The sequence below is a fragment of the Alcaligenes sp. EGD-AK7 genome (genome assembly GCF_000465875.3).
Lineage (GTDB): Bacteria > Pseudomonadota > Gammaproteobacteria > Burkholderiales > Burkholderiaceae_B > Alcaligenes > Alcaligenes phenolicus.
The window spans coordinates 231,477-255,109 of the sequence record NZ_AVOG02000023.1 but is presented as its reverse complement, the minus strand read 5'-3'; the positions used below and the strand labels follow the sequence as shown (position 1 = coordinate 255,109).

At 51.9% G+C, this 23,633-nt stretch carries 23 protein-coding genes, 1 tRNA gene and 1 pseudogene; 23 read left to right on the top strand and 2 right to left on the bottom strand.

Annotated features, from left to right (window positions below):
* The first annotated feature begins 37 nt into the window (after positions 1-37).
* From ilvD to N879_RS12110, 6 genes are all read left to right on the top strand, one after another.
* On the top strand, positions 38-1,897 hold the full coding sequence (ilvD, locus tag N879_RS12135) for a dihydroxy-acid dehydratase (protein ID WP_009462585.1): 1,860 nt from the start codon (positions 38-40) through the stop codon (positions 1,895-1,897).
* A gap of 172 nt (positions 1,898-2,069) precedes the next feature.
* Complete coding sequence (locus N879_RS12130; RefSeq protein ID WP_009462584.1) at positions 2,070-2,555, top strand: cupin domain-containing protein; 486 nt, start codon at positions 2,070-2,072, stop codon at positions 2,553-2,555.
* A gap of 152 nt (positions 2,556-2,707) precedes the next feature.
* Positions 2,708-3,730 carry a TRAP transporter substrate-binding protein gene (locus N879_RS12125; RefSeq protein ID WP_031232758.1) on the top strand — a complete coding sequence of 341 codons (1,023 nt, stop codon included), beginning with the start codon at positions 2,708-2,710 and terminating at the stop codon, positions 3,728-3,730.
* Between the two features lie 18 nt (positions 3,731-3,748).
* A complete protein-coding gene (locus tag N879_RS12120; RefSeq protein WP_021447035.1) occupies positions 3,749-4,261 on the top strand; it encodes a TRAP transporter small permease in 513 nt (170 codons plus the stop codon).
* On the top strand, positions 4,262-5,554 hold the full coding sequence (locus tag N879_RS12115; protein ID WP_009462580.1) for a TRAP transporter large permease: 1,293 nt from the start codon (positions 4,262-4,264) through the stop codon (positions 5,552-5,554).
* A complete protein-coding gene (locus tag N879_RS12110; protein WP_021447034.1) occupies positions 5,551-6,999 on the top strand; it encodes an amidase in 1,449 nt (482 codons plus the stop codon). Before N879_RS12115 ends, N879_RS12110 begins: the two co-directional genes overlap by 4 nt.
* Before the next feature lie 84 nt (positions 7,000-7,083).
* On the opposite strand, the gene N879_RS12105 is transcribed toward N879_RS12110, so the two are convergent.
* On the bottom strand, positions 7,084-7,737 hold the full coding sequence (locus tag N879_RS12105; protein WP_031232756.1) for a GntR family transcriptional regulator: 654 nt from the start codon (positions 7,735-7,737) through the stop codon (positions 7,084-7,086).
* A gap of 283 nt (positions 7,738-8,020) precedes the next feature.
* Here N879_RS12105 and nadE point away from each other — a divergent pair, with 283 nt between their 5' ends.
* The 14 genes from nadE (at position 8,021) to N879_RS20075 (ending at position 19,975) form a co-directional block, all read left to right on the top strand.
* Entirely contained in the window at positions 8,021-8,848 is an 828-nt protein-coding gene (nadE, locus tag N879_RS12100) for an ammonia-dependent NAD(+) synthetase (protein ID WP_021447033.1), read from the top strand.
* 609 nt (positions 8,849-9,457) lie between these two features.
* On the top strand, positions 9,458-10,522 hold the full coding sequence (locus N879_RS12095; protein WP_021447032.1) for an AI-2E family transporter: 1,065 nt from the start codon (positions 9,458-9,460) through the stop codon (positions 10,520-10,522).
* 313 nt (positions 10,523-10,835) lie between these two features.
* Positions 10,836-10,920: transfer RNA gene (locus N879_RS12090), tRNA-Leu, on the top strand.
* Between the two features lie 135 nt (positions 10,921-11,055).
* Positions 11,056-12,120, top strand: a complete 1,065-nt coding sequence (locus tag N879_RS12085) for a site-specific integrase (RefSeq protein WP_021447031.1) — start codon at positions 11,056-11,058, stop codon at positions 12,118-12,120.
* Between the two features lie 577 nt (positions 12,121-12,697).
* Positions 12,698-13,555: a hypothetical protein gene (locus N879_RS12075; RefSeq protein ID WP_009463714.1), complete on the top strand. Its 858-nt coding sequence runs from the start codon at positions 12,698-12,700 to the stop codon at positions 13,553-13,555.
* Positions 13,556-13,794: 239 nt separating this feature from the next.
* Positions 13,795-14,523 (top strand): P-type DNA transfer protein VirB5, encoded by a 729-nt coding sequence (gene virB5 / locus N879_RS12070; RefSeq protein ID WP_009463715.1) that lies wholly within the window; start codon positions 13,795-13,797, stop codon positions 14,521-14,523.
* 11 nt (positions 14,524-14,534) lie between these two features.
* Positions 14,535-14,975: a hypothetical protein gene (locus N879_RS12065; protein ID WP_009463716.1), complete on the top strand. Its 441-nt coding sequence runs from the start codon at positions 14,535-14,537 to the stop codon at positions 14,973-14,975.
* Positions 14,972-15,232, top strand: coding sequence for an EexN family lipoprotein (locus tag N879_RS12060; RefSeq protein WP_009463717.1), 261 nt, complete (start codon positions 14,972-14,974; stop codon positions 15,230-15,232). The genes N879_RS12065 and N879_RS12060 overlap by 4 nt, the downstream gene beginning before the upstream one ends.
* A gap of 1 nt (position 15,233) precedes the next feature.
* Positions 15,234-16,313 (top strand): type IV secretion system protein, encoded by a 1,080-nt coding sequence (locus tag N879_RS12055; protein ID WP_021447030.1) that lies wholly within the window; start codon positions 15,234-15,236, stop codon positions 16,311-16,313.
* 2 nt (positions 16,314-16,315) lie between these two features.
* Positions 16,316-16,618 carry a hypothetical protein gene (locus N879_RS12050; RefSeq protein WP_009463719.1) on the top strand — a complete coding sequence of 101 codons (303 nt, stop codon included), beginning with the start codon at positions 16,316-16,318 and terminating at the stop codon, positions 16,616-16,618.
* A gap of 503 nt (positions 16,619-17,121) precedes the next feature.
* A complete protein-coding gene (mobC, locus tag N879_RS12045) occupies positions 17,122-17,661 on the top strand; it encodes a plasmid mobilization relaxosome protein MobC (RefSeq protein WP_022983375.1) in 540 nt (179 codons plus the stop codon).
* 736 nt (positions 17,662-18,397) lie between these two features.
* Positions 18,398-18,643 carry a hypothetical protein gene (locus tag N879_RS12040; RefSeq protein ID WP_009463721.1) on the top strand — a complete coding sequence of 82 codons (246 nt, stop codon included), beginning with the start codon at positions 18,398-18,400 and terminating at the stop codon, positions 18,641-18,643.
* A 32-nt stretch (positions 18,644-18,675) separates the two neighbouring features.
* Positions 18,676-18,993 carry a helix-turn-helix domain-containing protein gene (locus N879_RS12035; RefSeq protein WP_009463722.1) on the top strand — a complete coding sequence of 106 codons (318 nt, stop codon included), beginning with the start codon at positions 18,676-18,678 and terminating at the stop codon, positions 18,991-18,993.
* A complete protein-coding gene (locus tag N879_RS20075; RefSeq protein WP_031232754.1) occupies positions 18,959-19,975 on the top strand; it encodes a reverse transcriptase family protein in 1,017 nt (338 codons plus the stop codon). Before N879_RS12035 ends, N879_RS20075 begins: the two co-directional genes overlap by 35 nt.
* Here the strand turns inward: N879_RS20075 and N879_RS20575 are convergent.
* Positions 19,935-20,108, bottom strand: coding sequence for a hypothetical protein (locus N879_RS20575; protein ID WP_161808938.1), 174 nt, complete (start codon positions 20,106-20,108; stop codon positions 19,935-19,937). The genes N879_RS20075 and N879_RS20575 overlap by 41 nt on opposite strands.
* A gap of 726 nt (positions 20,109-20,834) precedes the next feature.
* On the opposite strand from N879_RS20575, the pseudogene N879_RS20865 reads away from it, so the two are divergent.
* From N879_RS20865 to N879_RS12020, 3 genes and pseudogenes are all read left to right on the top strand, one after another.
* Positions 20,835-20,948 (top strand): annotated as a pseudogene (locus tag N879_RS20865) (DUF4236 domain-containing protein); the annotation flags it as partial.
* A 156-nt stretch (positions 20,949-21,104) separates the two neighbouring features.
* Positions 21,105-22,022, top strand: coding sequence for a hypothetical protein (locus N879_RS12025; protein WP_009463724.1), 918 nt, complete (start codon positions 21,105-21,107; stop codon positions 22,020-22,022).
* Positions 22,023-22,482: 460 nt separating this feature from the next.
* On the top strand, positions 22,483-23,529 hold the full coding sequence (locus tag N879_RS12020; protein ID WP_031232752.1) for a porin: 1,047 nt from the start codon (positions 22,483-22,485) through the stop codon (positions 23,527-23,529).
* The last annotated feature ends 104 nt before the right edge of the window (positions 23,530-23,633 follow it).

Below are 23,633 nucleotides of genomic sequence, written 5' to 3'. Positions count from 1 at the left end.
GGTATCTTTACATAATTTTCCTGTTCAGAGAGTAGTCATGCCCCAATATCGCTCCCGTACCTCGACCCACGGTCGGAATATGGCCGGCGCGCGTGCCCTGTGGCGCGCCACCGGTATGAAAGACGAGGATTTCTCTAAACCGATCATTGCGGTGGTGAACTCCTTTACGCAATTCGTACCGGGTCACGTACACCTGAAAGACATGGGCCAACTGGTTGCCCGTCAAATTGAAGCGGTCGGCGGTGTGGCAAAAGAGTTCAACACCATTGCGGTGGACGACGGTATTGCGATGGGCCACGGCGGCATGTTGTATTCCCTGCCTTCGCGCGAACTGATCGCCGACTCGGTGGAATACATGGTCAACGCCCACTGTGCCGACGCCATGGTGTGTATCTCCAACTGCGACAAAATCACCCCCGGTATGTTGATGGCCGCCATGCGCCTGAACATTCCTGTGGTGTTTGTGTCGGGCGGACCGATGGAAGCGGGCAAGGTCTACTCGCCAGACGGCAAGACCGTGGTGCAAAAGCTGGATCTGGTGGACGCCATGATTCAAGCCGCTGACCCTAATGTCACTGATGAACAGGCTGAAGCTGTTGAACGTAGCGCTTGCCCGACCTGTGGTTCCTGTTCGGGCATGTTTACCGCCAACTCCATGAACTGTCTGACCGAGGCGCTGGGCCTGTCCTTGCCCGGTAACGGCACCATTGTTGCCACCCACGCTCGCCGCCAAGGCTTGTTTGAGCGCGCTGGCAGCCTGATCGTGGATCTGGCCAAACGCTACTACGAGCAAGACGACGAATCCGTCCTGCCACGCAACATCGCCACCTACCAGGCTTTTGAAAACGCCATGACCCTGGACGTGGCCATGGGCGGTTCCACCAACACCGTGCTGCATTTGCTGGCCGCAGCCCAGGAAGCCGGTGTGGAATTTACGATGGCCGATATCGACAAGATCTCGCGTCGCGTCCCTTGCCTGTGTAAAGTGGCTCCCGCCACCCCCGAATTCCACATGGAAGACGTGCACCGCGCGGGCGGCATCATGGCTATTCTGGCCGAACTGGCCCGGGCCGACTTGCTGAACCTGGATGTGGGCAACGTACACAGTGGCACCTTGCGTGAAGCCATCAAGCGTTGGGACGTCAAGGGCGACAACGTCAAAGCCATTAGCGATTTCTTCCGCGCTTCCCCCGGCGGTATCCCAACGCAAGTGGCCTTCAGCCAGGACCGTTACTACCAGGAACTGGACACAGACCGCGTCAAGGGCTGTATCCGCGACAAGGCTAATGCTTATTCGCAAGACGGCGGCTTGGCCGTGTTGTACGGTAACCTGGCCATCAACGGTTGTATCGTCAAGACCGCTGGCGTGGATGAAAGCATCCTGACCTTCACCGGCACTGCTCGCGTTTACGAAAGCCAGGACGATTCTGTGGCTGCCATTCTGGACGGCGTGGTCAAGGCGGGTGATGTGGTCATTATTCGCTACGAAGGCCCCAAAGGCGGCCCAGGTATGCAGGAAATGCTGTACCCCACCTCCTATCTGAAATCCATGGGCCTGGGTAAAAGCTCGGCCTTGTTCACCGATGGTCGCTTCTCCGGCGGTTCGTCCGGTCTGGTGATTGGTCATGCGTCACCTGAAGCTGCCGAAGGTGGCAATATCGCCCTGGTGCAAGATGGCGACACCATCGAGATTGACATCCCCAACCGTCGTATCCACTTGGCCATCAGCGATGAAGAACTGGCCGCACGCCGTGCCGAAATGGAATCGCGTGGCTCCAAGGCCTGGAAGCCAGTGAACCGCGAGCGCGTTGTGTCGCAAGCACTGAAAGCCTATGCCGCGCTGGCAACATCGGCTGACCGTGGTGCCGTGCGTGATGTGTCGCAACTGGACCGCTAAGCACTAGTTCTGCTTGTAAAAACCCCACCTGCCTTGAAGCAGGTGGGGTTTTTTTATGCCTGGTAGAAACGTACCGGGTAAATACGAATATTCCAGTGCCATCGTCCTGATAGAATCCATTTCATGCAAAACGGGATCCCATTTTGTTAATTTGGTTTTTAAGGAGGAAGTGATGAGTGAAATAGATCCAATTACCTTGGCTCCGATTCTGAATCCGGGTGGCATTGGTGGCCCGCTGACGGCAGCTCACCGGGAAATGGCGGTCAAGCATCGGGATGATCTGGAGTGGGACAACCTGCGCTACGAAGGGCAGTTCACCAAGATGATGTTCCACCCCACGCAAGACGACCCCACCATTCCCAACGCCGGGGTCGTGAAGTATCTGAAGGGTTCCGGGCACCCTTTGCACAGCCATTACTTTGCCCAGATCTGGTACATCCTGGCGGGCAAGTTCGAGATCAATGGCGTGATCTACGGCGAGGGCACCATGGTGTTTCACCCGGACCCGCATTACGAGCACGCACTGACGACCCTGGAAGATGGCGAGATTCTGTACGTGCAGTACATGGGGCCGACCACCCGCCAGCCTGCGATTTATGAAGGCCGCTTCAATATGAAAACCCGCCGTTCCCTAGAGGAAGAGTCCAGAGCGGTGTAAGCAGTCCCGCTTTAACAGCGAGCTACAGGAAAGCTGCCCATGCCTTTGCGTATGGGCAGCATCAACAAGCAAAAAAAGCCCGATCAGGGCTGGCTTGAAACACAAATAAAACTGAACAGAAATTCAATACCACAGGATGCAGGGGGACGATCATGAAACGAATGACACGAGTGGGAATCGCGGTTCTGGCGATGCTGGGCGCGCTGAGCGCATGTGACAAAGGCGGTTCTGGCGATACCGCCAACAACGAGAGCAAAGGCCCGCGAACGCTACAGCTTGCCCACGTTTCGGTAGAGCAGAGCGAAGACATGTACCACCACCTGGCAACGAATTTTGCCAAGCGAGTGGAAGATCAAACCAAGGGGGCCATCAAGGTCCAAGTGTTGGGCGGAGCTCAACTGGGTGGCGAGCGCGATGTGGCCGAAGGCATGCAGTTGGGCACGGTGGACATGAGCCTGCTGGCCAGCTTCACCTTGGGCACCTTCGAGAAAAAAGCGATGGTGTTTGACCTGCCTTATCTGTTCAAGGACTACCAGACCGCCTTCAAAACTCTGGACTCCAGTTTCACGGATCCGATTGAGGCTGATCTGGAAAAGTCCGGCCTGAAAATTTTGGGCTGGGGGCATGGCGGTTTCCGGAATCTGTATAACTCCAAGCACGCAATCCGCAGTTTGTCGGATCTGAGCGGCATGAAAGTGCGTACGCCGGAAAGTCCTATTTATGTGGATACCTGGCAGGCGCTGGGCGTGAATGTCACCTCCATGGCGTATCCGGAGCTGTTTACTGGCCTGCAGCAAAAAACCATTGATGGTGCAGAGAACCCCACGGCCTTGTTCTATACCAGTCGCTTTTACGAAGCGGCCCCTTATCTGTCCCGAACCGAGCACGTGTATGTGGCGATTCCTTTGGTGATTTCCGGGCGGGTCTGGGACACCTTATCGGCTGATGAAAAAGCCATCTTCCAGAAAGCGGCTAGTGAGTCGGTGCAGGAGCAACGTCAGTTCCTGATCCAGAGCGAAGCGCAGATCGAGAAGAAACTGATGGAGGCAGGCGTGTCCATTAATGCCGATGTGGATAAAGCGCAGTTCCGCAAAGCCGTCATGCCGATTTACGAAAAATACAAGACGGTGATTGATCCTGATCTGGTCACCCGTGCTGCGGCGCTTGCTCAATAATCCTGGCGGATAACCATCATGAAACACTCTTTGCTCGATTGGGCCGATAGAGTCAGTACCCGCCTGGATAGCTTATGCAGAACCTTGGGGGCGGCATTTCTGGGGCTGATTGTGCTGGCCGCATCAATACAGGTGGCCGGGCGCTATTTTATGGGTTACTCCCCGCCGTGGATTGAGGAAATCACACGCTACAGCTTTATCTGGATGATCATGCTGGGCACAGCTGTGCTGGTTAAAAGCAATGGTCATGCCGTGATTGACCTGCTGGTGATGCGACTGAAAGGCAAAGCCCGCCAAGTGCATAGCGGCTTGGTTCAGATTGCGATTTTGACCTGCGCACTGGTCCTGCTGGTGCAGGGTTTGCAATTGATTGCCATCGTTTACCAACAGCTTAGTCCTGCCATGCGCATCTCCATGGCCTATGTGTACGCGGCCTTGCCGGTAGGTGGCGCCATCATTGCCGTGCAGTGTGTGAATGCCTTGCTGGACGGGTATCGGGATCAGCCCAGCCCAGCGGCGCAGGGGGTGTAAATGCAAGAAGCTCTCTTACTTTTTAGCTTGATGTTCACGCTGTTCATCGCGGGCATTCCTATCGCTTTTTCCTTATTGCTGTGCAGTGCGCTGTTTTTGCTGTTTACCGGCATGCGGCCACTGATTGTTGTGCCGCAGCGTGTGATGGCGGGGCTGGACTCCTTCCCCTTGCTGGCGGTGCCGCTGTTTATCCTGATGGGAAACCTGATGGAAAAGGCGGGTCTGTCCAGGCGCCTGATTGATCTGATCGACATGCTGGTCGGGCGCGTCCATGGCGCACTGGGCTATGTGACGGTGATTGCTTGTGCCATGTTTGGTGCCTTGACTGGCTCGGCTCCGGCAACGGTGGCGGCTATTGGTGCCATCATGATGCCCGCGATGATCGCGCAGAAATACCCGGCTTCTTTGGCGACAGGGATTACGGCTTCGTCCGGTGCCTTGGGCAATATCATTCCGCCCAGCATTGCCTTGATTCTGTATGGCGCAACCGTCAACGTTTCTATCCCCAAGCTGTTTGTAGCCAATATCCTGCCCGGCTTGTTGATGGCTCTGGCTTTCATGCTGACCCACATGCTGCTGACCAGAAAGCTGAAAGTGCCTAAAAGCGCAACGCGTTCCTATACCTCGCAAGAGATGGTCATGGTGGCTTTGAAGGCGATTCCGTCCTTGTTGATGCCTGTTGTGATTCTGGGCGGCATCTATGGTGGTGTGTTCACGCCTACCGAAGCCGCCGCCGTGGGTGTGGTATTCAGCTTGGTGTTGGGCGTGTGCTATCGCCAGTTCACCGTAGGTACTCTGTGGCAGGTCATGAAAAGCTCGGTGGAAACCTCTTCCATGGTGGGCATTATTCTGGGTGCAGCCGGTATTTTTGGCTGGATTCTGGCCTCGGCGCGTATCCCCATGCTGATGGTGGCGGAACTGACGCCTTTGCTTGATACACAGTTCCTGTACCTGGCTTTGTTGGTGGTGTTTTTGCTGCTGGTGGGTTGCGTGATGGATGCTGCAGCCAGCATCGTGATCCTGGCACCGATTCTGGTTCCTATCGGCATTGCCTTGGGTGTGGATCCTATCCATTTGGGTGTGGTGTTCTGCGTCAATCTGGTGGTGGGTTTCTTTACCCCTCCCTTTGGCCTGAATCTGTTCACGACGGTCTCCGTGTCTGGCCAGCCTTACGAGGTGGTGGTGAGAGGGGTCATGCCCTTTGTCATTGCAGCCATCATCGTTCTGTTCATCCTGGCTTATGTGCCTGAGATCTCCCTGGTGCTGGTTCGTTTGATGGAGGCGTCAGCATGATGCGCAGTTCCCACAAGGATGAGCCAATCGCCAAATCTGAGAGCGCCGTGGACATGAAGTCTCCCACTTCTATGGATCTGATTTATGCCAGTGCGGATGAACTGCAGCGCTTGTATCAAAGCAAAGTGGTGTCTCCTGTAGATGTGGCGCGGGCTACGCTGGATGCGGTAGATCGCTGGAATCCCATTGTGAATGCCTACTGTTATTTGGACCGTGCCTTGACCTTGCAAGAGGCTGCCGAATCAGAGGCTCGCTGGATGGCAGGTGCGGCACGTGGTCCTTTGGATGGCATTCCGTACGGAGTTAAAGACTTGCTTCTGGTGCGTGGCTTGCCGACTGGCTATGGTTCAAGTGCAGCAAAGATGGCGGACGCTGCCCAGGATGACGCGCCTTCGGTGGCGCGGATGCGTGAGGCCGGGGCGGTACTGATCGGCAAAACGACGACCTCGGAGTTTGGCTGGAAGGGAACGGCGGACAGTCCCCTAACGGGAGTCACCCGTAATATCTGGGACTTCAGTCTGACCAGCGGAGGCAGCAGCGGAGGTGCGGCCACGGCGCTGGCAGCGGGGATGGGGACGCTGCAAATCGGTACGGATGGCGGCGGATCCACCCGGATTCCCGCCAGTTTTTGCGGCATCACCGGCATGAAAGCTAGCTTTGGGGGCGTACCGGCCTGGCCTGCTGGCCCGATGCTGACTTTATCCAATGTAGGCCCCATGGCCCGATCCGTGGCGGACCTGAAAGGCTTGCTGAGCGTCATGATGCAAGCCGACCCACGCGACTGGAACTCGGTACCTTTGCCGCGTCATGTGCGAGCTCCCGTTCGTACCTTGCAGGGCCTGCGTATTGGTTTGCATCTGGATGAGCAGTGCAGCCCCGAGGTCAGGGGCATCATCCAGGCGGCGGCTGACAAGCTGCAAGAGCAGGGGGCGCATATTGTGCCTACCGAGCTACCCCTGGCCGGTGCAAAAGAGCTGATTACAGCGCATTGGGAAGCTGGTACGGCCTGGTTGGTGAATCAAGTCTCTGCGGCACAGCGTCCTTTAGTGGACGAAGGTCTACGCCAGGTTGCCAGTAAGGGCGAGAAGAACAGCTTGCCGGACTATTACCAAGCCCTGATTGGCCGACAAAAGCTGGGTGAAGCCATGCTTAGACACTTTGCGCAGTTTGATCTGGTCCTGACGCCTACCGTTCCGATATTGCCGTTTGAGGCGGGCCGGGAAGCGCCGTCTGACGCCGCTTCGCAGAATTGGCTGGATTGGAATCCCTATACCTATCCCTTCAATTTGACGCGGCAGCCTGCCATTTCCTTGCCTGCCGGAATCAGCGCCTCTGGCTTGCCCGTGGGGCTGCAACTGGTGGGGGGGCTGTATCAGGATGAGTGGCTGGTGGACGTTGCCCAGCTGGTAGAGGATTGCCTGCAAGTGCGCAGGCCGCGGTTTTAACAATCGGGTGGTTTGTCCGGGGGATCGCAAACCACCTTGATTGTGCGGTGCCACCTCTCCTTGCGGGTGGCACTGTTTTTTTGCTTAGCGCTCTGGCAACCAGTCCAGGACCAGATTCATGGTCTTGGCAACGTGTTCCGTCATGGCTTCTCGAGCGGCGGTGCCATTGCGATCAGCCAGCGCGGCGATGATAGCCTCATGCTCCAGAATATTTTCTTCCATCAAACGCGGCGGCATTTTCGAGGCAAAACTTAAAGCGCTGGAGACGCTGTCGTTTTGCAGCTCCTGAATCAGCTCGTGCAGGCGCTCGTTGTGACTGGTGATCGTGATCAAGTCGTGGAAAGCGCGGTTGTGTTGCAACCATTCTGACCCCTCCTCGCTGCGCACACGCGTTCGCAAGGTGCGGGCATAGTCGGACTGATGCTGCATCAAGATCTCCAGATCCGAGTCCTTGATCCAGTCCACCGCCAGTTGCGCTGCCAAGCCTTCCAGTTCGGCCCGAATCTGAAATGCCTCGCGGATTGATTTGGCAGAAGGAATAGCCACAATCGTGCGCCCGGTCTTGGTCAACGAGGTCACGCGGCGTGCCTCCAGAAAACGCAGGGCTTCCCGAACAGGGGTGCGGCTGGTCTGAAACTCCTCCGCAAGCTCGTATTGACTTAGCGAGTCGCCGGGCCGGTAGTGGCCGGACTGAATACGTCTCAGGATTTCGTCTGCGATTTCAGTTGAGGATCTCATGGGATACGTCTGGTGAGCTTGCTGCCAGCCGAGCGCGTAGGCACGCTCAATGTCGCGCAAGGCACCGGATGGCATGGGCTGGTTTTATGGTGCCCGAGCAGTAGCTAAGGGGCTTGTCTCAGTAAGGGCGATTTGTTTTTCTTGACTGAAGATTATATACAGAATCCATTTTTAATGAATAAGGATCCCAATTTTTTAAAAGCCCCTGATAAGGCGGTATGGCACAGCTCTCCCAGTCCTTTACAATCGAACTATTGTTCACTTTGTGTAGAGAGCCTGCGCCATGACAGATGATCAACGCGCTTTGCAAGCCAGTATCCGTGCGGAATTGGGGATCACGGATCATTTCGATGCTCAGGAAGAAATCGAACGTCGCGTCCGCTTTCTAAGTGACTATCTGCTGCGTACCGGTTGCCGCAGCCTGGTCCTGGGGATCAGCGGGGGCGTGGACTCCCTGGCAGCAGGGTGTCTGTCTCAGCGAGCCGTAGAGCAGGCACGTCAGCAAGGCCATCAAGCGCAATTCATCGCCGTGCGTTTGCCTTACGGTGAGCAGGCTGACGAGAAAGACGCCCAAGGTGGTTTGAAGGTTATCAATCCCGATCAGACCTTGGTCGTGAATGTGAAGCCCGCATCGGATGCCATGCTGGAGCAATTGCTGGCCTCCGGCCTGAAGTTCCGCGACGCGGCACAACAGGATTTTCTGATGGGCAACATTAAAGCCCGTCAACGTATGGTGGCGCAGTACGCGATTGCCGGTGCGAACGGTGGTTTGGTGGTTGGTACAGACCACGCCGCTGAAGCCCTGATGGGTTTTTTCACCAAGTTTGGTGACGGCGCTGCTGACATTACGCCTTTGGCTGGCTTGAACAAACGCCGTGTGCGTGCCTTGGCGAGTGCGATGGGCGCTGCTGACGCCTTGGTGTTCAAAGTCCCCACTGCCGATCTGGAAAGTCTTAGCCCCTTGAAACCGGATGAAGACGCCTTTGGTGTCAGCTATGACCAGATTGATGATTTTCTGGAAGGCAAGGTGATTGATGATGAAGCCACGCAGATCATCATCAAAACCTTCCGTGCTTCGGCGCATAAACGTGCATTGCCGGTGGCGCCCTGAGCATGACTTGAGGGGATAAAGACAGCCACAGCCGGCACGGCCTTGTCTAAAGAAGCCCCTGAATATAGAGAAACGCCCTGAGGCATCCAGCCTAAGGGCGTTTTTTATTGCCCACAAAAAAAAGAAGTCGGGATCTCTGCAAGAGCAAACTGAAGGCACCAGCACCAGCACCAGCACCAGCACCAGCACCAGCACCAGCACCAGCACCAGCACTCGCACGTGATGCCTGTTGCAGCTCTCAGGCGACTGAGGATCACAAGACTTGAACCCCTGTTGTAGATTTCAAGCTTTCGTGTGCAGCATTTAAGCTGCTTCACAGCAGCAGGAGTAGACTTGGCAAGACGCGGTGTGAGGTGCAGTTCATTAAGAGTCAGATTCGAGTCAGTCCAATCGAACCGACCGAGTCCTGATGTTGCTATCCAGCCCGCAATGATGAGTCTTGACCCTATGCAGATCGCGGGTGCCGCTTAGAGCCTGCTTCCACCTTAAAAAGTGTTATCAGCTTGTTGTAAGAAACGGGTATTCCTCGGGCTGTGATCATGCTATCGTCAAAAAACTTTCGGCACCGACCCATGCCCAGACCAATAGACAAGAGGGTCTCCACCGTTTATGCAACCCGTCTTACCCGCATTTCTAATCGCTCGCTGGCTATTGCTGCTATTGCTGGCTGCAGGCGTCTACTTTTTAAAGGGATTTTTGGTCCCTGTTCTGGCCGCGCTGATCATAGGCCTGGCCGGTTGGCCCTTATATAAACGGCTGGTTGTACGCTGTAATGGCCGCACCGCATTGGCGGCTACATTGGCCTTGCTGGTCGTCATCGTGGTCCTGGTCGTGCCTTTGTCCCTGGCCTTGTCCTTTGCGATCCAGGAAGCCAGCAGCTTCATCACTTGGGCGCTGGCCGCCAACCGCTACGGCACACCGACCCCGGAATGGATCAAAGCCATGCCCCTGATGGGCGAGCGCTTGACCGAATACTGGCAAGTCTATTTAGGCGAACCCCACGCGTTGGGCGAGCTGGTCGAGATGGTCAGCGGCCAGCATCTTGGCAATATCTACCGCATGGTCTTGTCCGCTACCGGCAACGTATTCCACTTGCTGTTGACCGTGCTGTTCATGCTGATCACGCTGTTCTTCATCTTTAAAGATGGTGACAGGCTGCTGGTGCAATTGGATATTGTTGGTGAGCGCATCCTGCCAGGCCGCTGGCAGCGCTTTTCTCGGGTTGTGCCTGCTACTGTTAACTCCACTGTCACCGGGATGGGCTTGATCGCCTTGGGTGAGGGTGTGGTTTTGGGTATTGCCTATTGGATTGCAGGTGTTCCATCGCCCGTACTCTTGGGCGTTATCACCGGCTTCATGGCACTGATCCCCGGCGGTGCTCCCCTGTCATTCACAATGGTGTCCTTGTATTTAATAGGCTCTGGTCACCTGGTGGCTGGCGTGAGCTTGTTCCTGTGGGGCGCTATCGAACTGTTCATCGTTGATAAAACACTGCGACCACGCCTGGTTGGTGGCCCGGTGAAACTGCCGTTCCTGCCTACGTTCTTTGGTTTGGTTGGCGGTGTGCAAACAATGGGCATCGTGGGCTTGTTTATCGGCCCGGTCCTGATGGCTTTGTTGGTCGCGATCTGGAGAGAGTGGATTCGTAACGGGCAGGCTGTGGCAGGGGACTAGGGGCTCCATACTCAGAACCAAAAAATTGAGCAGGCCAGGACGGTGTACCTGGCCTGTTTTTTTATTTGGAATCCAGGTTTGAGTATGGCCAGAAGTGGTGCAGGTGCTTGTCCGCCGAGAACCGTCCGTTAATGCTTAAGCAGTTGTGACAAAGCAGGCGGAAAACGGAGCTTCAGACGGACTTTAGGCGGGAATGTTTTCAGTGCCAGGCTAAATTTAAAAAAATTGCTGTAGCACTTGCCAAAACCCCGAGGAATCTGCGTATAATAACAATCTTTCCTTCCAAGCCTGGATTCCCAGGTTGCCATACCTAGCCCGGGTGGTGAAATTGGTAGACGCAGGGGACTCAAAATCCCCCGCCGCAAGGCGTGCCGGTTCGATTCCGGCCCCGGGCACCACTCAAAAATCCCTAGTGTTCACAAGCACTTAGCGCGATTCAAGTCATAGCCCCAGTACTGGGGGATTTTCTTAAAAGTTCGCTTAGGTACAGTTTCGGTACACTGACGCAGCGCAATGCGTTCGACGGAGCATGTATGGCGACGATTGTTAAGACACCCTCTGGCACTTGGAAAGCACTCATTCGTAAAACGGGTTGGCCCCCAGTAGCCAAAACATTTCGCACCAAGCGCGATGCCGAAGATTGGTCTCGCCGCACTGAAGATGAAATGGTGCGTGGCGTGTACATTCAACGCGCCCCTGCTGAGCGCATGACGGTAGCCGCGGCACTCAAGCGCTACTTGAAGGAGGTAACTCCTACCAAGCGTCCTTCTACGCAAGTTGGCGAGCACAAGAAAGCTCAAACCATTATCAATCATCTTGGCAAGTATTCTCTTGCTGCGCTCTCGCCTGACATCATTGCTGACTTCCGAGATATGCGTCTCGCAGGTGATGAAGATGCCAAGGGGATACGCAAGCCGAGAAGCAATAACACGGTACGACTTGAACTAGCTCTGTTGGGGCACTTGTTTACGATTGCCATCAAAGAGTGGAGCATCGGCCTACCTACCAACCCAGTTGCCAATATTCGACGCCCCGCGCCTGGGGCTGGTCGTAATCGTCGATTGACCCCAGACGAGCAGAAACGCCTCCTAGCGACCGCAGACAGACATTCCAACCCAATGTTCGGATGGATCGTCAGAATCGCCGTAGAGACCGGTATGCGCTTGTCAGAGATCACAACGCTACGTGTTGATCAGGTGGACTTGGAACGTCGAATAGTACGCCTGGAACACACAAAAAACTCTTCACCTAGAACTGTCCCGCTTACCGTCTCAGCTACGGCCACGTTTCGCGATGCCTTAGATAACCCAATGCGTCCGGGCGAGACCAGCCTGATTTTCTTCGGTGAGCCAGGGCGGGACGGGATGCGCCGCCCTTACCTGTTCGATAAGGCGTGGAATGATGCTAAGCGAGAAGTGGGCTTGGTGGATTTTCGCTTTCATGACCTGCGACACGAGGCTGTTAGCCGGTTTGTTGAGGCGGGTCTTAGTGACCAGGAGGTCTCAGCGATTAGTGGGCATAAGTCCATGCAAATGCTCAAGCGCTACACGCACCTTCGTGCAGAAGACTTGGTCGGCAAGCTAGATAAGCTGTTTTAGGATATAGCTGCACCTTGTAGAGCTTGAAAGTAGAGTGAAACTCTTAATTTACAAAACGCAACAAAATTATTTTTAGCGTGGAAAAACAGATTTATATGTAAAAACCAAAATTGTATATATTGGTTTTTGGGCTTCCTTAATGCCAATATATTCATTGGTTTGTGAAAGCTATACTGTTCAACTATTTATTCGTAAAGGAAAACCAAAATTGGGTATTTTGGTTTTAATTCAATAGCTTACGTTAATTTTTCTGGTTGACTAAGGGGTTTTGTCTAACAACAATAGCCGTGCTTGCTCTTATTTTGTGTGGGCAAATTATTAACTTTCTTGCTTGTGCGCTAGGAGTTGTAATGACGGTAAAAAAATATATGTTAGACAGGTTCGGGCCTTTAATGACCGTAGAGGATCTTGCTCAGGTTTTAGGGCGGTCGGCCGTGAGTGTCAGAAATTCGATTTCCAACAACAATGAAACATCGCAGCGCCTAAAACCGACAATTGTCCGGATTGGGCGACGCATTCGGTTCCGTACTGCCCAGGTGCATGATGTGTTGCAGCTTGAAGCATCAGAGGATCAGCTATGAGTGCAGATAGCTTTACCCTTCACAAGCAATTTAATCATGACAGCTTTACGATCGTCCCAAATTGTCTCATTCGTAATGGGGAGGTTTCGTTGTGTGCTCTGGGTCTGTGGACTCTGTTAAATAGCTACCATGCAAATATGACGTTGTCGATTGCCTTCTTAGCCAAGGTTAGGCGCAAAAATGGTCGCGACTCCATCAGGGGCAAAGTTCGGGAGTTACAGGAGTTGGGCTATCTCAACATCGATCGAATTCGTGATGCTGCTGGAAGGTACTGCAATAGTGATTGGACCTTGATATCCGATCGTTCGCCAAGCAGTGACAGCCATACACCAATTCAAAGGGCTAAACGCTTTATCCAGGCCAAGTCACCAGGATCGGTTTATCCACGTACGGAAAACCCGTCTGTGGATAAACCACCTATGGCAAATCCAACGCAAAGTAATACAAGTAGTATAGAAATACTATCTGTAATAAATACTACTACTAAGGCGCATCGCGACTTGATTTTCCCTCCTCAGCTGACAAGCGAGGAGCACCAAAGCATCACTAATGGACTGAAGGGCCTCTCGGTGCAAGATGCACAGCAACTGCTGGACGAACTTGCTTACGCCATTCAGGCGGGCAAGATTAAATTGTCGCGGGTCAGCTGGCTTTTTTCTGTGAAAAGGAAGTTTCTGGCGGGGCAATTCAATCCGGTGGGAGCTAGCAAAATTGCGAGTCAACGAAAGCAGGCTTCAGAGCAAGGCTTAGTGCCGCCTGTAGAAGCACGTCCGGTAGACAGGCAAAGAGGCCAAAAAGAAGCTAGGAGGCTGAAGGAGCTACTGGCAACCTCAAGGCAAAAAAAGCAGGCTTAGAAGCAGTAAGTTGTACACCTAGCAGTTTCAGCAGTAAGGATACTGACCGTCCCAAGAACGAAATCATTCGTGCTGGATGCGGGCCTTAAAACCGCCCTGACCGTCGGGAACAGAACGACCGCTTAGACCACACCCTAAGAACGCGTAGCGAGCCGGGTACGACCCTTAAACAAGGTCTGACAGACGGGAACAGAACCGCCCAGTGTCCGCAAGTCTTTCCATACTTCGGAGCAAATAACATGAAAATCTTTTCTATGCCCACGGGCGTAGCGGTTTCTCTCGTCCTAATTTCCTCGCAGGCGCTGGCCCAGATACCTGTGACTGATGGAGCGGCCATCAAAACGAGTGTTCAGCAGCAAGTGGAAACCATGGCGAAATGGAAGCTGCAATACGATCAAATGGTCAGCCAGATCGACCAGATGAAGCAGGAGTATCAGTCGATCACCGGGGTTCGCGGCTTGGGCGATGTTCTGAACAACCCTGCGTTGCGAGACTACCTTCCGGACGACTGGCAGGGCGTCTATGACAGCGTTAAAAGTGGTGGCTATGCAGGGCTAAGTGGCCGGGCTGGTCAAGTCTATAACGACAACAAAATTTACGATGCCTGCGTAAACCATACGAATGAGCAAAGCCGGATCAGTTGCGAAGCGCAAGCAGTGAAGGGTGCTCAAGATAAGGCGTTTGCTTTGGATGCCTACGACAAAGCCAAAGAGCGCCTGGGACAGATTGACGCCTTGATGCAAGAGATCAATCGCACACAAGACCCTAAGTCGATCGCAGAGCTGCAAGGACGTATCGCGGCGGAGCAAGCACTGATCCAAAACGAGCAGACCAAGTTGCAGATGTACTCAATGGTTGCTTCGGCTGAAGATCGCTTGCAGCAACAACGGCAGCGTGAAATCAATGCCAAGGTCCTTGCCAACCGAGAGTACACCAAGCATCAGCCTTTCAACTTGTTGAGCGAATGAGGGAATGCACCATGACTTCTTATATTCACATTCCTATTCTGATTGCTTGCTTCTTTATGCTCTTGTCTATGCAGAGGTGGTGGCTGTGCATCAGCCGTATGGGCTTTGTTCGTGAGCTTGGCCGCCGTGCTCCTGCACTTGTACGGGGTGACGTTCTGGCTGTGGCCTTCGCCGCGAGTCCGTTCGTAATTGCCGTTCTGGATTGGCTTGGTTTTGCCATGCTGGGGCAGACTGTAATTGCCTCCCCTGTTGCTGTTTTTCTCTCTTTGGCAAGCCTGGGGGCTAGCGTATTCGTGTTGGGTAATTCCGTCGAACGCTTTGCCGGTCATTGGGCTGGCACCCGGGAAAGTGCCTTGCGTACCGTGGCGATGTTGCGCATCATCGACGCTGCTCAGTTGGCCCACGCCCTGGACGTGTTGCAACAATACGAAGCCCAGGAGGTAGGGAAATGAAAAAGCTTTCTATCGCCCTGGCCATCGCTGCCTTCCTGACCGGCTGCGCCGAGAACACTCCCGTTCAAACCGTCGATTGGTACAAGATCCATGAGGTCGAGCGCACGGCGATGATTGCCAAGTGCCAGGCCAATCCAGGCGAACTAGGCACATCCTCCAACTGCATCAATGCCATTACAGCGGCAAACCATCTGGCCGTCGAGAAGCGAGGTTATACGAAACATGCTCCCATAAATGCGCTGGAAGGGGGGCAATGACATGGCTATTGAATCGAATATCTTTGGGTGGATTGGCGAAAGCATCGACATGACGCTGGATATGTTCGTGCAAGTCACGTCAAGCAATGTCATTTCCATGTTCTCCGATACTTTGATCTTCGGTGGAACGTTGACCTTCGTGCTGATGGGTTTTGCTGTCATCTTGGGATACGTAGAGATTCCGGCATCTGTTTTTCTCAAAACCTGCGGCAAGTTCTTGCTTATAGGCGGCTTGGCGTTGAGCGCTCCGACTTACCTTACATGGGTGGTGGAAGCCCTGCGCGGTTTGGAGGCAGGCTTGGCAGATGCCTTCTCGGCATCAGGTAGCGGCGTGGCAGCGACCTCCGTCTATCAGGTCATGGATAAGGTTGTGTCGGATGGCTTTCAGATTGGTGGCGACATGCTCGACAAAATGGGCAAGAGAAGCTGGTATGAAATCGGCATGGTGGTTTGGGACTTGTTGAACGCCATCATTATCTATATCGCTACGCTGCTTATCGCCATCCCAGCCGGTGCCATGGTCATTACTTCCAAAATCATGCTAACCGTCATGCTGGGTATCGGCCCCTTTTTCATCGCAATGCTAATGTTTCCGGTGACGGCCAAGTGGTTTGATAGTTGGGTTGGGCAGGTGATGACTCCCATCATGCAGATAGCCTTGGTGACTACCGTCCTTGGCATGGGTACGAAGTTCTTTAGTTCGCTTACCGCCAAGGTGTTGGCAGTGACCACTGATCATCCGATTGCCACCATGCTTGAAATCCTGATCGTTACGGGTGTGACGCTCTTTTTGTTGCAGAGAGCATATGCGGCTGGAGCAGCCTTGGCCGGTGGCATTTCTTCGGCTGGCATCACTCTGCGAGATGTTGCCCAGGCTGCTGCGTCGCCTGTAACTCATGGACTGAACAGGCAAAGCACAAGACGCGATCTGCAAAGTGGGCAAATGGTCACGGCTGGTCGTCTGAACCATCTTGCAGCGGGGAACTCGATGCTTAATCCCGCCTACCGTCAGCACGTTATGGAACGGCTACAGAAAACACAATGGGGCCGCCAAGGTGGTACTGCGAGCAAAGGAGATTAGCGATGTTTACGATCAATGAGCACCACGCCCTGCTGCGTCTAATGCGGGTGTCGATGGGAGGCGTTCCTGATAGCAAACCCATTGCTCACTGGCTACAGCAATGGGATCGCATGAATGATCCAGCATCCTTAACTGCGTTGCAGGCTGATCTTGTCTTTAGCCGCGCTAGAGACGTTGAGGAAGTAACTCTGGCTGCAAATCGCACTGGAGCCAAACCTTCTACCCTCGGTCGCCGTGAATACGAAAACTTCATGGAGATCATTGCTCGCTCATACCCGTTACCAAGCCAGGAGCAGGAACGCTAACAGGATTTGAGTCGTGTAGTGCCTGGAGCAACCCCCTTCGGGTTGCATACCGCGTCCGATCTTGCCGGACAGGCTGCGGGGGCAGGTTCAGCGGCTTTGCCTTGCTCCTGCCCCTTGCCAGCAGGCTTTAAGGCATCCATGTGCATCAAGGGTGAAGGCTACGCCCAACATCCTCACCCGGTCGCCCTGGTGGGCGCTGCGGCTTCCGGTGTTGCCCTTGACACTCATAGACGCCAATCACGGTCGAAAACCTCTTTGCTTGTCGGATTGGGATTCCTTGGTCATGACCAAGGAATTTAAGGTTGGGTGGGTTAGTTCGGACTGCTTAGTCGTCTGTGAGCCATCAGATGAGGTGCAGTACATCAACAGAAAAAGCCTTGGTCATGACCAAGAAACGGACTGGGGTAAGGACTATTGCAGGATAGGCTAACCGCCGGTGCAATGTGCGCACAGCGCAATTGGGAACACCTTTCGTAATCGAGTTAAATGTAATCGGAGTAGGTATGGAGAAGCCGAGTCGTGCAATGAACATCCACTTGGGTGAACTGAAAAAACCTTGGATCGAGTACTGTTCATCCGTGGGTAAAAAACCGGGTGCTGCTTTACGTGAAGCGATTGAAAAACAACTTGCTGAGTTGCAGGGGGACAGGCCCAAAACGGTTTTTAAGCCAGTGGAGGAGGTTCAGCACAAAGCCAAAAAACGGTTCGAAATTATGCTAACGGACTCTGAAAGAGATGCCCTTGCAACTAGAGCTAATGAGGAAAACTGCTCTGGACGTCAGTTTGTGATTGATGCGTTACGAGCAGCCCTTACACATGAACCGCAGCTTTCAATGAAAGAGATTGAGATCTTGGGAGAGTCAAATTTCCAACTATTGGCAGTGGGTCGAAACTTGAACCAGATTGCCCGACGCTTGAATGAAGGAAAATATGAGCCTGTCACAGTTGAACGTATTGCAGAACTTAGAAGAATTATCGACGCACACGTTCAAAAGGCAAGTGATAGCATCCGAGCAAACATTGAAAGGTGGAGCCTCAGATAAGTATCAAGGTCGATGGTGTACTTCAGGGAGATCGCACTGCTCGTCGATACTTGCCTAAAGGCGGGAAGTTTATCAATGCTAAATCAGGTTTAGGGCCAGTATCTAAGATGTCCGTAAGCGCCTCTTTGCCTTGCTCAACTTCAAGCTAATTTGAGGTGAATACTGCGTATCCATGGGCAAAGATCGCGATGTTACGTTGTTGCCGCAGCCGTCAGAAAGTTGATAACTGACTAGGTTTTTCGTGTAATACGGTAGGCTTGGCCTGTGTTTGTCTCAGTGTCCAGCCCCGCGACTAAACCATCTAGGGACGGTGCTTATGGCTGTGCGAGGGTGGGGTGTCAAGGATGATGGCCAGAGGGTTGTCGTTCGCTGACAACAAATTATTATCGCTAGCAGCGAATTTTATTTGCTTTTAGCGATAGGGCGAGCTACTATTCTCTTCATGGTGTGTACAGAGATACCTCGAATGTTGTTTTGAGCCTAGCTCGCGGTAAGCATCCTGTTGGAAAACAGCGCTTTACCAAAATTTGCACCGGTGTCCTGTCCCGGAGTCGCGCCCGTCGTGAATCTGTGACATATCTGAGTGCATAGCTGATCGCTGAGGGTAGCGATCAGTCATTAAGGCAGAAGGGTTTTTGGTTGTTCTCTCTGAGAATTGATTAGAGCGAGGGGGAAGCTTTGCTTCCACATCCGCCATCCGGCAGATGTCTATTCAATTCATTCATATGAGACTTTTATGAAATATAACGCCATAGAGCAACCAAAGAGCGGTAAGAAGAAAAAAGAGGGACGTAGGTCTATCTTTCGCGGTGCATCCAGTTTTATCCAGAAACTATCCATCAAAGCTATACGGTGGGCACTTAGTTTCCTGATAAGAAAATGGCTGTGGAAACTATTGATGGTTTATTTACCTGATTTGGTTTCTTCAGTTGTTTCCCATGTTAAGAGTGTTTTTACATGGCTGGCTGATTTTTTTCTCTAACCGCCCCCTTCTCACTTTTTGAAGGAGTGATCATGCTAAATAAAGCATTAAAAACAGTTCGACAATATCACAGGCTCAATCAAATTGAGTTGGCGTCTAATCTGTCATTGTCCCCATCGTATATTTCAGAAATTGAAAAAGGAAAAAAAGAACCTTCCTTAGATGTTCTTCAGAAATATGCGGATTTTTTTAAAATCCCTCTTTCTTCTCTAATTGTTTTCTCTGAAACTTTAGATGGAGAGCATTCTGAAAAAAGTGTGAAAAGTTTTTTGTCAAAAAAAATGCTTGGGATTTTAGAGTGGCTTACGAATCAAGATGACGCATTACAGAAAAAGTTACGCGATCAGTAACTCTCCTTTTTTTAAACTTTCAAGCAAGAAAAAGCTTTCGGAATTGCTCGGTGTAAGCCTACATACAATAACTGATATTAGGCAGTCAGGATTGCATCGACAATATAGAATTTTTAAAGATAAAAAGACTCGGAGGTTAATTACTGAGCCGGTTGGTGAGTTGCTTCGAGTTCATAAAAAAATACTTAAACTATTCAAAAGAATTCAGCCTCCAGCCTATCTTCATTCAGCAATCAAAAAGCGTTCGTACAAGACAAATGCAGAGGCACATTTGCAGAATCGTAGAACTTTAAAAATAGATCTAAAGAAGTTCTTTCCATCGATTCGCTTCCATCATGTGTATGGTTTTTTTCTGAAGAACATGCAATGCTCGTCAGATATTGCAACGATTCTGGCAAATTTATGTACCGCTGATACTAAAAGTCACGGTACTCATTTGCCTACGGGGAGCTGCATTAGCCCTCTCTTGTCCTACTGGATTAATCAAAATCTTTTTGATCAACTTCATGATATTACGTCGCAAGAAGGTTGTCATATGACTCTCTATGTTGACGATATAACAATATCTGGTGAAAAGGCAACTCCAGAATTTTTAAATAAAATTGCCATCGCAATCAACTCTCATGGATATAAATATCATAAAGTGGCTTGCTATGGTAACGGGGTTGCTACTATTACTGGATTGATTGTTAATGAAGGGAAATTAGAATTGCCTCATGTAAGGGCGCAGAAGATTAGGCGCCTGGAGAAAGAGCTAATGGAAGCAGAAAACGATATTGACAGGAAAAGAATATTAAATAGCTTGATGGGTAGACTGACGGAAGCTGAGCAGATAGTTCCTGCCTATACTGCGAAAAAAAATGAAATCATGAAGCTATTTAAAAATATTTGGGGCGATATAGTTCAACAGCGCGCGCAGCGTGCACAGTTAAAGCGTAGAATCAAAAAACAACCTGTGCTTGCCGATATAGCCGGCGGATAAGCTCGTCTAAATCAAAGGCTCCGTTAATATAGTTCTGAGCTTCGGTTAATGTATCCTCTGGCACAACAAAACCTTCTAGCTTTACTGACGCCTGAGCAGCATCAGAAGCTGCTTGTCGTTCAACTTTTCCCATATCTCCCCCTCTTTATTTAAGAAGCCACGCCAAAAAAAGGCCCACAGACGAAAACGATTAGTGCCGCTAAAAACAAAAAAATGGAGTACATCGGCATCCTACCAGGAGCATTTCGACATTAGCGATTCCGTGTACACAACCCATAATGCAGCGATCTCAGAAACTCCATCTCTTCCCCGGGGTGGTTGACTAAAAAGCAGTTGCGTAGATGTACCGAACTACTCCTTTGATTTCGGTACAGTATCGGTACAGTGAGTAGTTTTCACTAAATTGCGTTAAGTTGACTAACCCACTGATTCTTAAGTTATTTATAGTGTTATTATATCCACTTAAGGTGGACGGTTTTACCTCACAAAGCACTGTTTCTTCGCGACTCAAAATCCCCCGCCGCAAGGCGTGCCGGTTCGATTCCGGCCCCGGGCACCATCTAAAATCTTCCTGAAGTTCAAACAGTTGGAAGATACCGTAGTGTCAGTCCCTGTTCAGGGAATCAACTCAGCACTTCAATAGATACAGAATCGGTACAGCGATGCTTACCTTTGTCTGCGATTGTCTCCGTCTCGTGCCCTTATCTCTGCTTCCGCTTATTCAGTGACTATGCCTGGTAGTTAGCCGCCTCTGGTTTTGAGTTAGCCTCAGCACAGTGTTATACATCCCCATCAGGTTTCTCTGCATTCCAAAACCTCTTTTGTGGAAGTTCATAAGCTTTTAAAACTATTAAAAAGCATGGAGGGAGTTGTGGCTGTACGTTTTCGACGATCGATTAAGTTGGCTCCAGGCATACGCATGAACTTGAGTGGCTCGGGCACTAGCTGGACCTTGGGGCCGCGGGGCTCAACGGTGAATGTTGGTAAGCGTGGGGCACATCTCAATACCAGTTTTTTGGGATTTTCCGCTCGTCATACCCTATATAAGGCTGCTCCTGCCCCTAAGCCGCGCCAATCTGCCCAGCAAACACAGACTTTCTCTTTGGTGTGTGGGGTCACAGAGCAAGGAATGTTGAGTTTCCATGATCAGGACGGAGAGCCTGTTTCCGAGTCGGTTGTTGAGCTCGCCAAGAAGCAGAACCGCCAGGCTATTCAAAGCTTAATCCAGCGTAAATGCGATGAAATAAATAGTGAATGTGAAGCGGTGGCTAATATCCATTTAGACACTCCTGCGCCTCATATTGCACCCAGGTATGTTCCAGAGCGTTTTCTTCGTTCTGAGCCCTTGCAGCCTGCTTTGCTAAGTGCAAAATGGTGGGAAAAGTTTTTTCCCAAACGTTTGGGAAAATTGAATCAGCTCAATCAGCAGATAGCCAGCGAGCATCAACGGTTATTGGCTGCATGGAAAAGTGATCAGACTCAACATGCTTATGAGCAAGAGCAGCGGCGTAAGCTGCTTGAAGAGGATATCTATCAAGATACGGCAGCGATGGAGCAATGGCTGGAAGCTAACCTCCAGGATATCGCTTGGCCTCGGGAGACGTTGATATCGTTGGACATTGCGGAGCAGGGAGCGCATGTTCACTTGGATATCGATTTGCCGGAGATTGAGGATATGCCCTCGAAGATTGCAGCGGTTCCGGCAAGGGGCTTGAAGCTGTCTGTGAAGGATCTGCCAGCAGTGCAGGTACGTAAGCGCTATATGGCCCATGTGCATGGTGTAGGTTTCCGGATTATTGGGGAAACCTTTGCCGCTCTCCCTGTCGTTCAGGGCATCACTCTATCGGGGTTTTCTCAACGTCATGATCCGGCAACAGGGCAGTTGCGTGATGATTATTTGTACTCCGTGAAGGTGAGTAGGGAGGCATGGTCAGAGATCAATTTTGAGATGTTGCCCATGATTGATGTGGTGGAGGCACTGGCTCAGTTTGACCTTCGGCGCAATATGAGCAAGACGGGGGTTTTTAAACCTATTGAGCCCTTTTGACGGATTAATTTTTTTAATGCTGAAAGATCGAGATGGTATGTACTTTAAAAGGAGCCTGGGAGTGGCTCCTTGATGGCTTCATCTGCGTTAGTCGATTTTTATGCTTGTGATACCTGGTAAGTTGAGCCAAGTATTCTCAATATTTACGTCTCTAAACCGATGCTTATTGAGCTTTTAACCACCTGGCAAGTCCCGTCGGCAACACATGCCTAGATTAAGAAAAACGGTAGTACCCAAAAAAGCATGCCTGCTTCGCGACGTACCTTCCTGAATAATTGTTATCACCCGCATCTTTCCAAACCACTTGTAAGTGACAGTAAAAATTAAAAGCCCCTAGAAAAATTGGGGTTGTTCGCTTTGCCTATTTGTACTGCCGAAGTGGATGACACCCAGTCAGGGCTCCCCCTTAGAAAAAGGGAAGGGGGATCACCACAATACTGAAAACGATAACGGAGACACAATGGTTCTAAAGATGCCGATATTGGCAGGCGGGCTGCTGGCCGCTTTGCTGGGAATAGGGTCAACTGCCCACGCGCAAACCAATGTACAGCTGTACGGTCTGGTTGATGCCTGGGCAGGGATACATAAACCTGTAGGGGGCAATAAGCGGGAAGGGACGGTAGGCGGGGGAGGGATGACAACCTCTTACTGGGGCTTGAAAGGCCAGGAGGAGTTGTCCAACGGTGTTCGCGCCGTGTTTGCCATGGAAGGGTTCTTCCGGCCAGAGACAGCTCAGGCGGGGCGGTTCAATGGCGATCCCATGTTCTCTCGTAGTGCTTATGTGGGTTTGCAAAGTGATGATGCAGGCACTTTGACGCTGGGGCGGCTGACTACGCCTTATTTCGTCTCCACCATCTTGTTTAACCCGTTTGGCGATTCCTACACGTTCTCCCCGTCGGTGTTCCACACGTATCTGGGGATGGAAGGCCAAGGCGTGCTGGGCGATTCGGGCTGGAGCAATGCGGTCAAGTACACCACGCCTGACTTCAATGGTCTGACCGCAAACTTGATTTACGGGTTCAGTAACGAGCCTAACAAGTCTGGGTCCAATAAATGGGGTGGCAATGCGCTGTATTTCAATGGTGCTTTCTCGGCGACATTAGCCTATCAGCAGATCAAGTTCGATAATCAGGCGGATGATCTGGAAAATATCATTGTGGGCTTTCGTCATCAGCGGGCGAGCCAGTTAGGCATGGCTTATGACTTTGATTTTGCCAAGGTATTTGCTCAGTTTCAGTACGTGAAGAACATCATCACTAGTGGTGACATCACGATGAAGGGCGGGCAGTTTGGTGTGTCTGTCCCCATGGGCGGCGGCAAGGTGCTGGCTTCGTATGGTCACACGCGTAGTAGTGGGGCCAGTGACGTCAAGCGCAACAGCTGGGCCTTGGGTTACGACTACGAGCTTTCCAAGCGCACGGATGTCTATGCTGCGTATTACAGCGACAAACTGACTGGTTTGTCGCGTGGCGATACGTTTGGTGTGGGTATACGCACACGCTTCTAAACGGTTCACTGCAGTAGAAGGCAAGCAGACGACATGCCCGTAGACGTGTCGTCTGCTTTTTTTTGCTTAATCTTCCCTTCGGTTATCTTTCCTCTTCCTGAGCT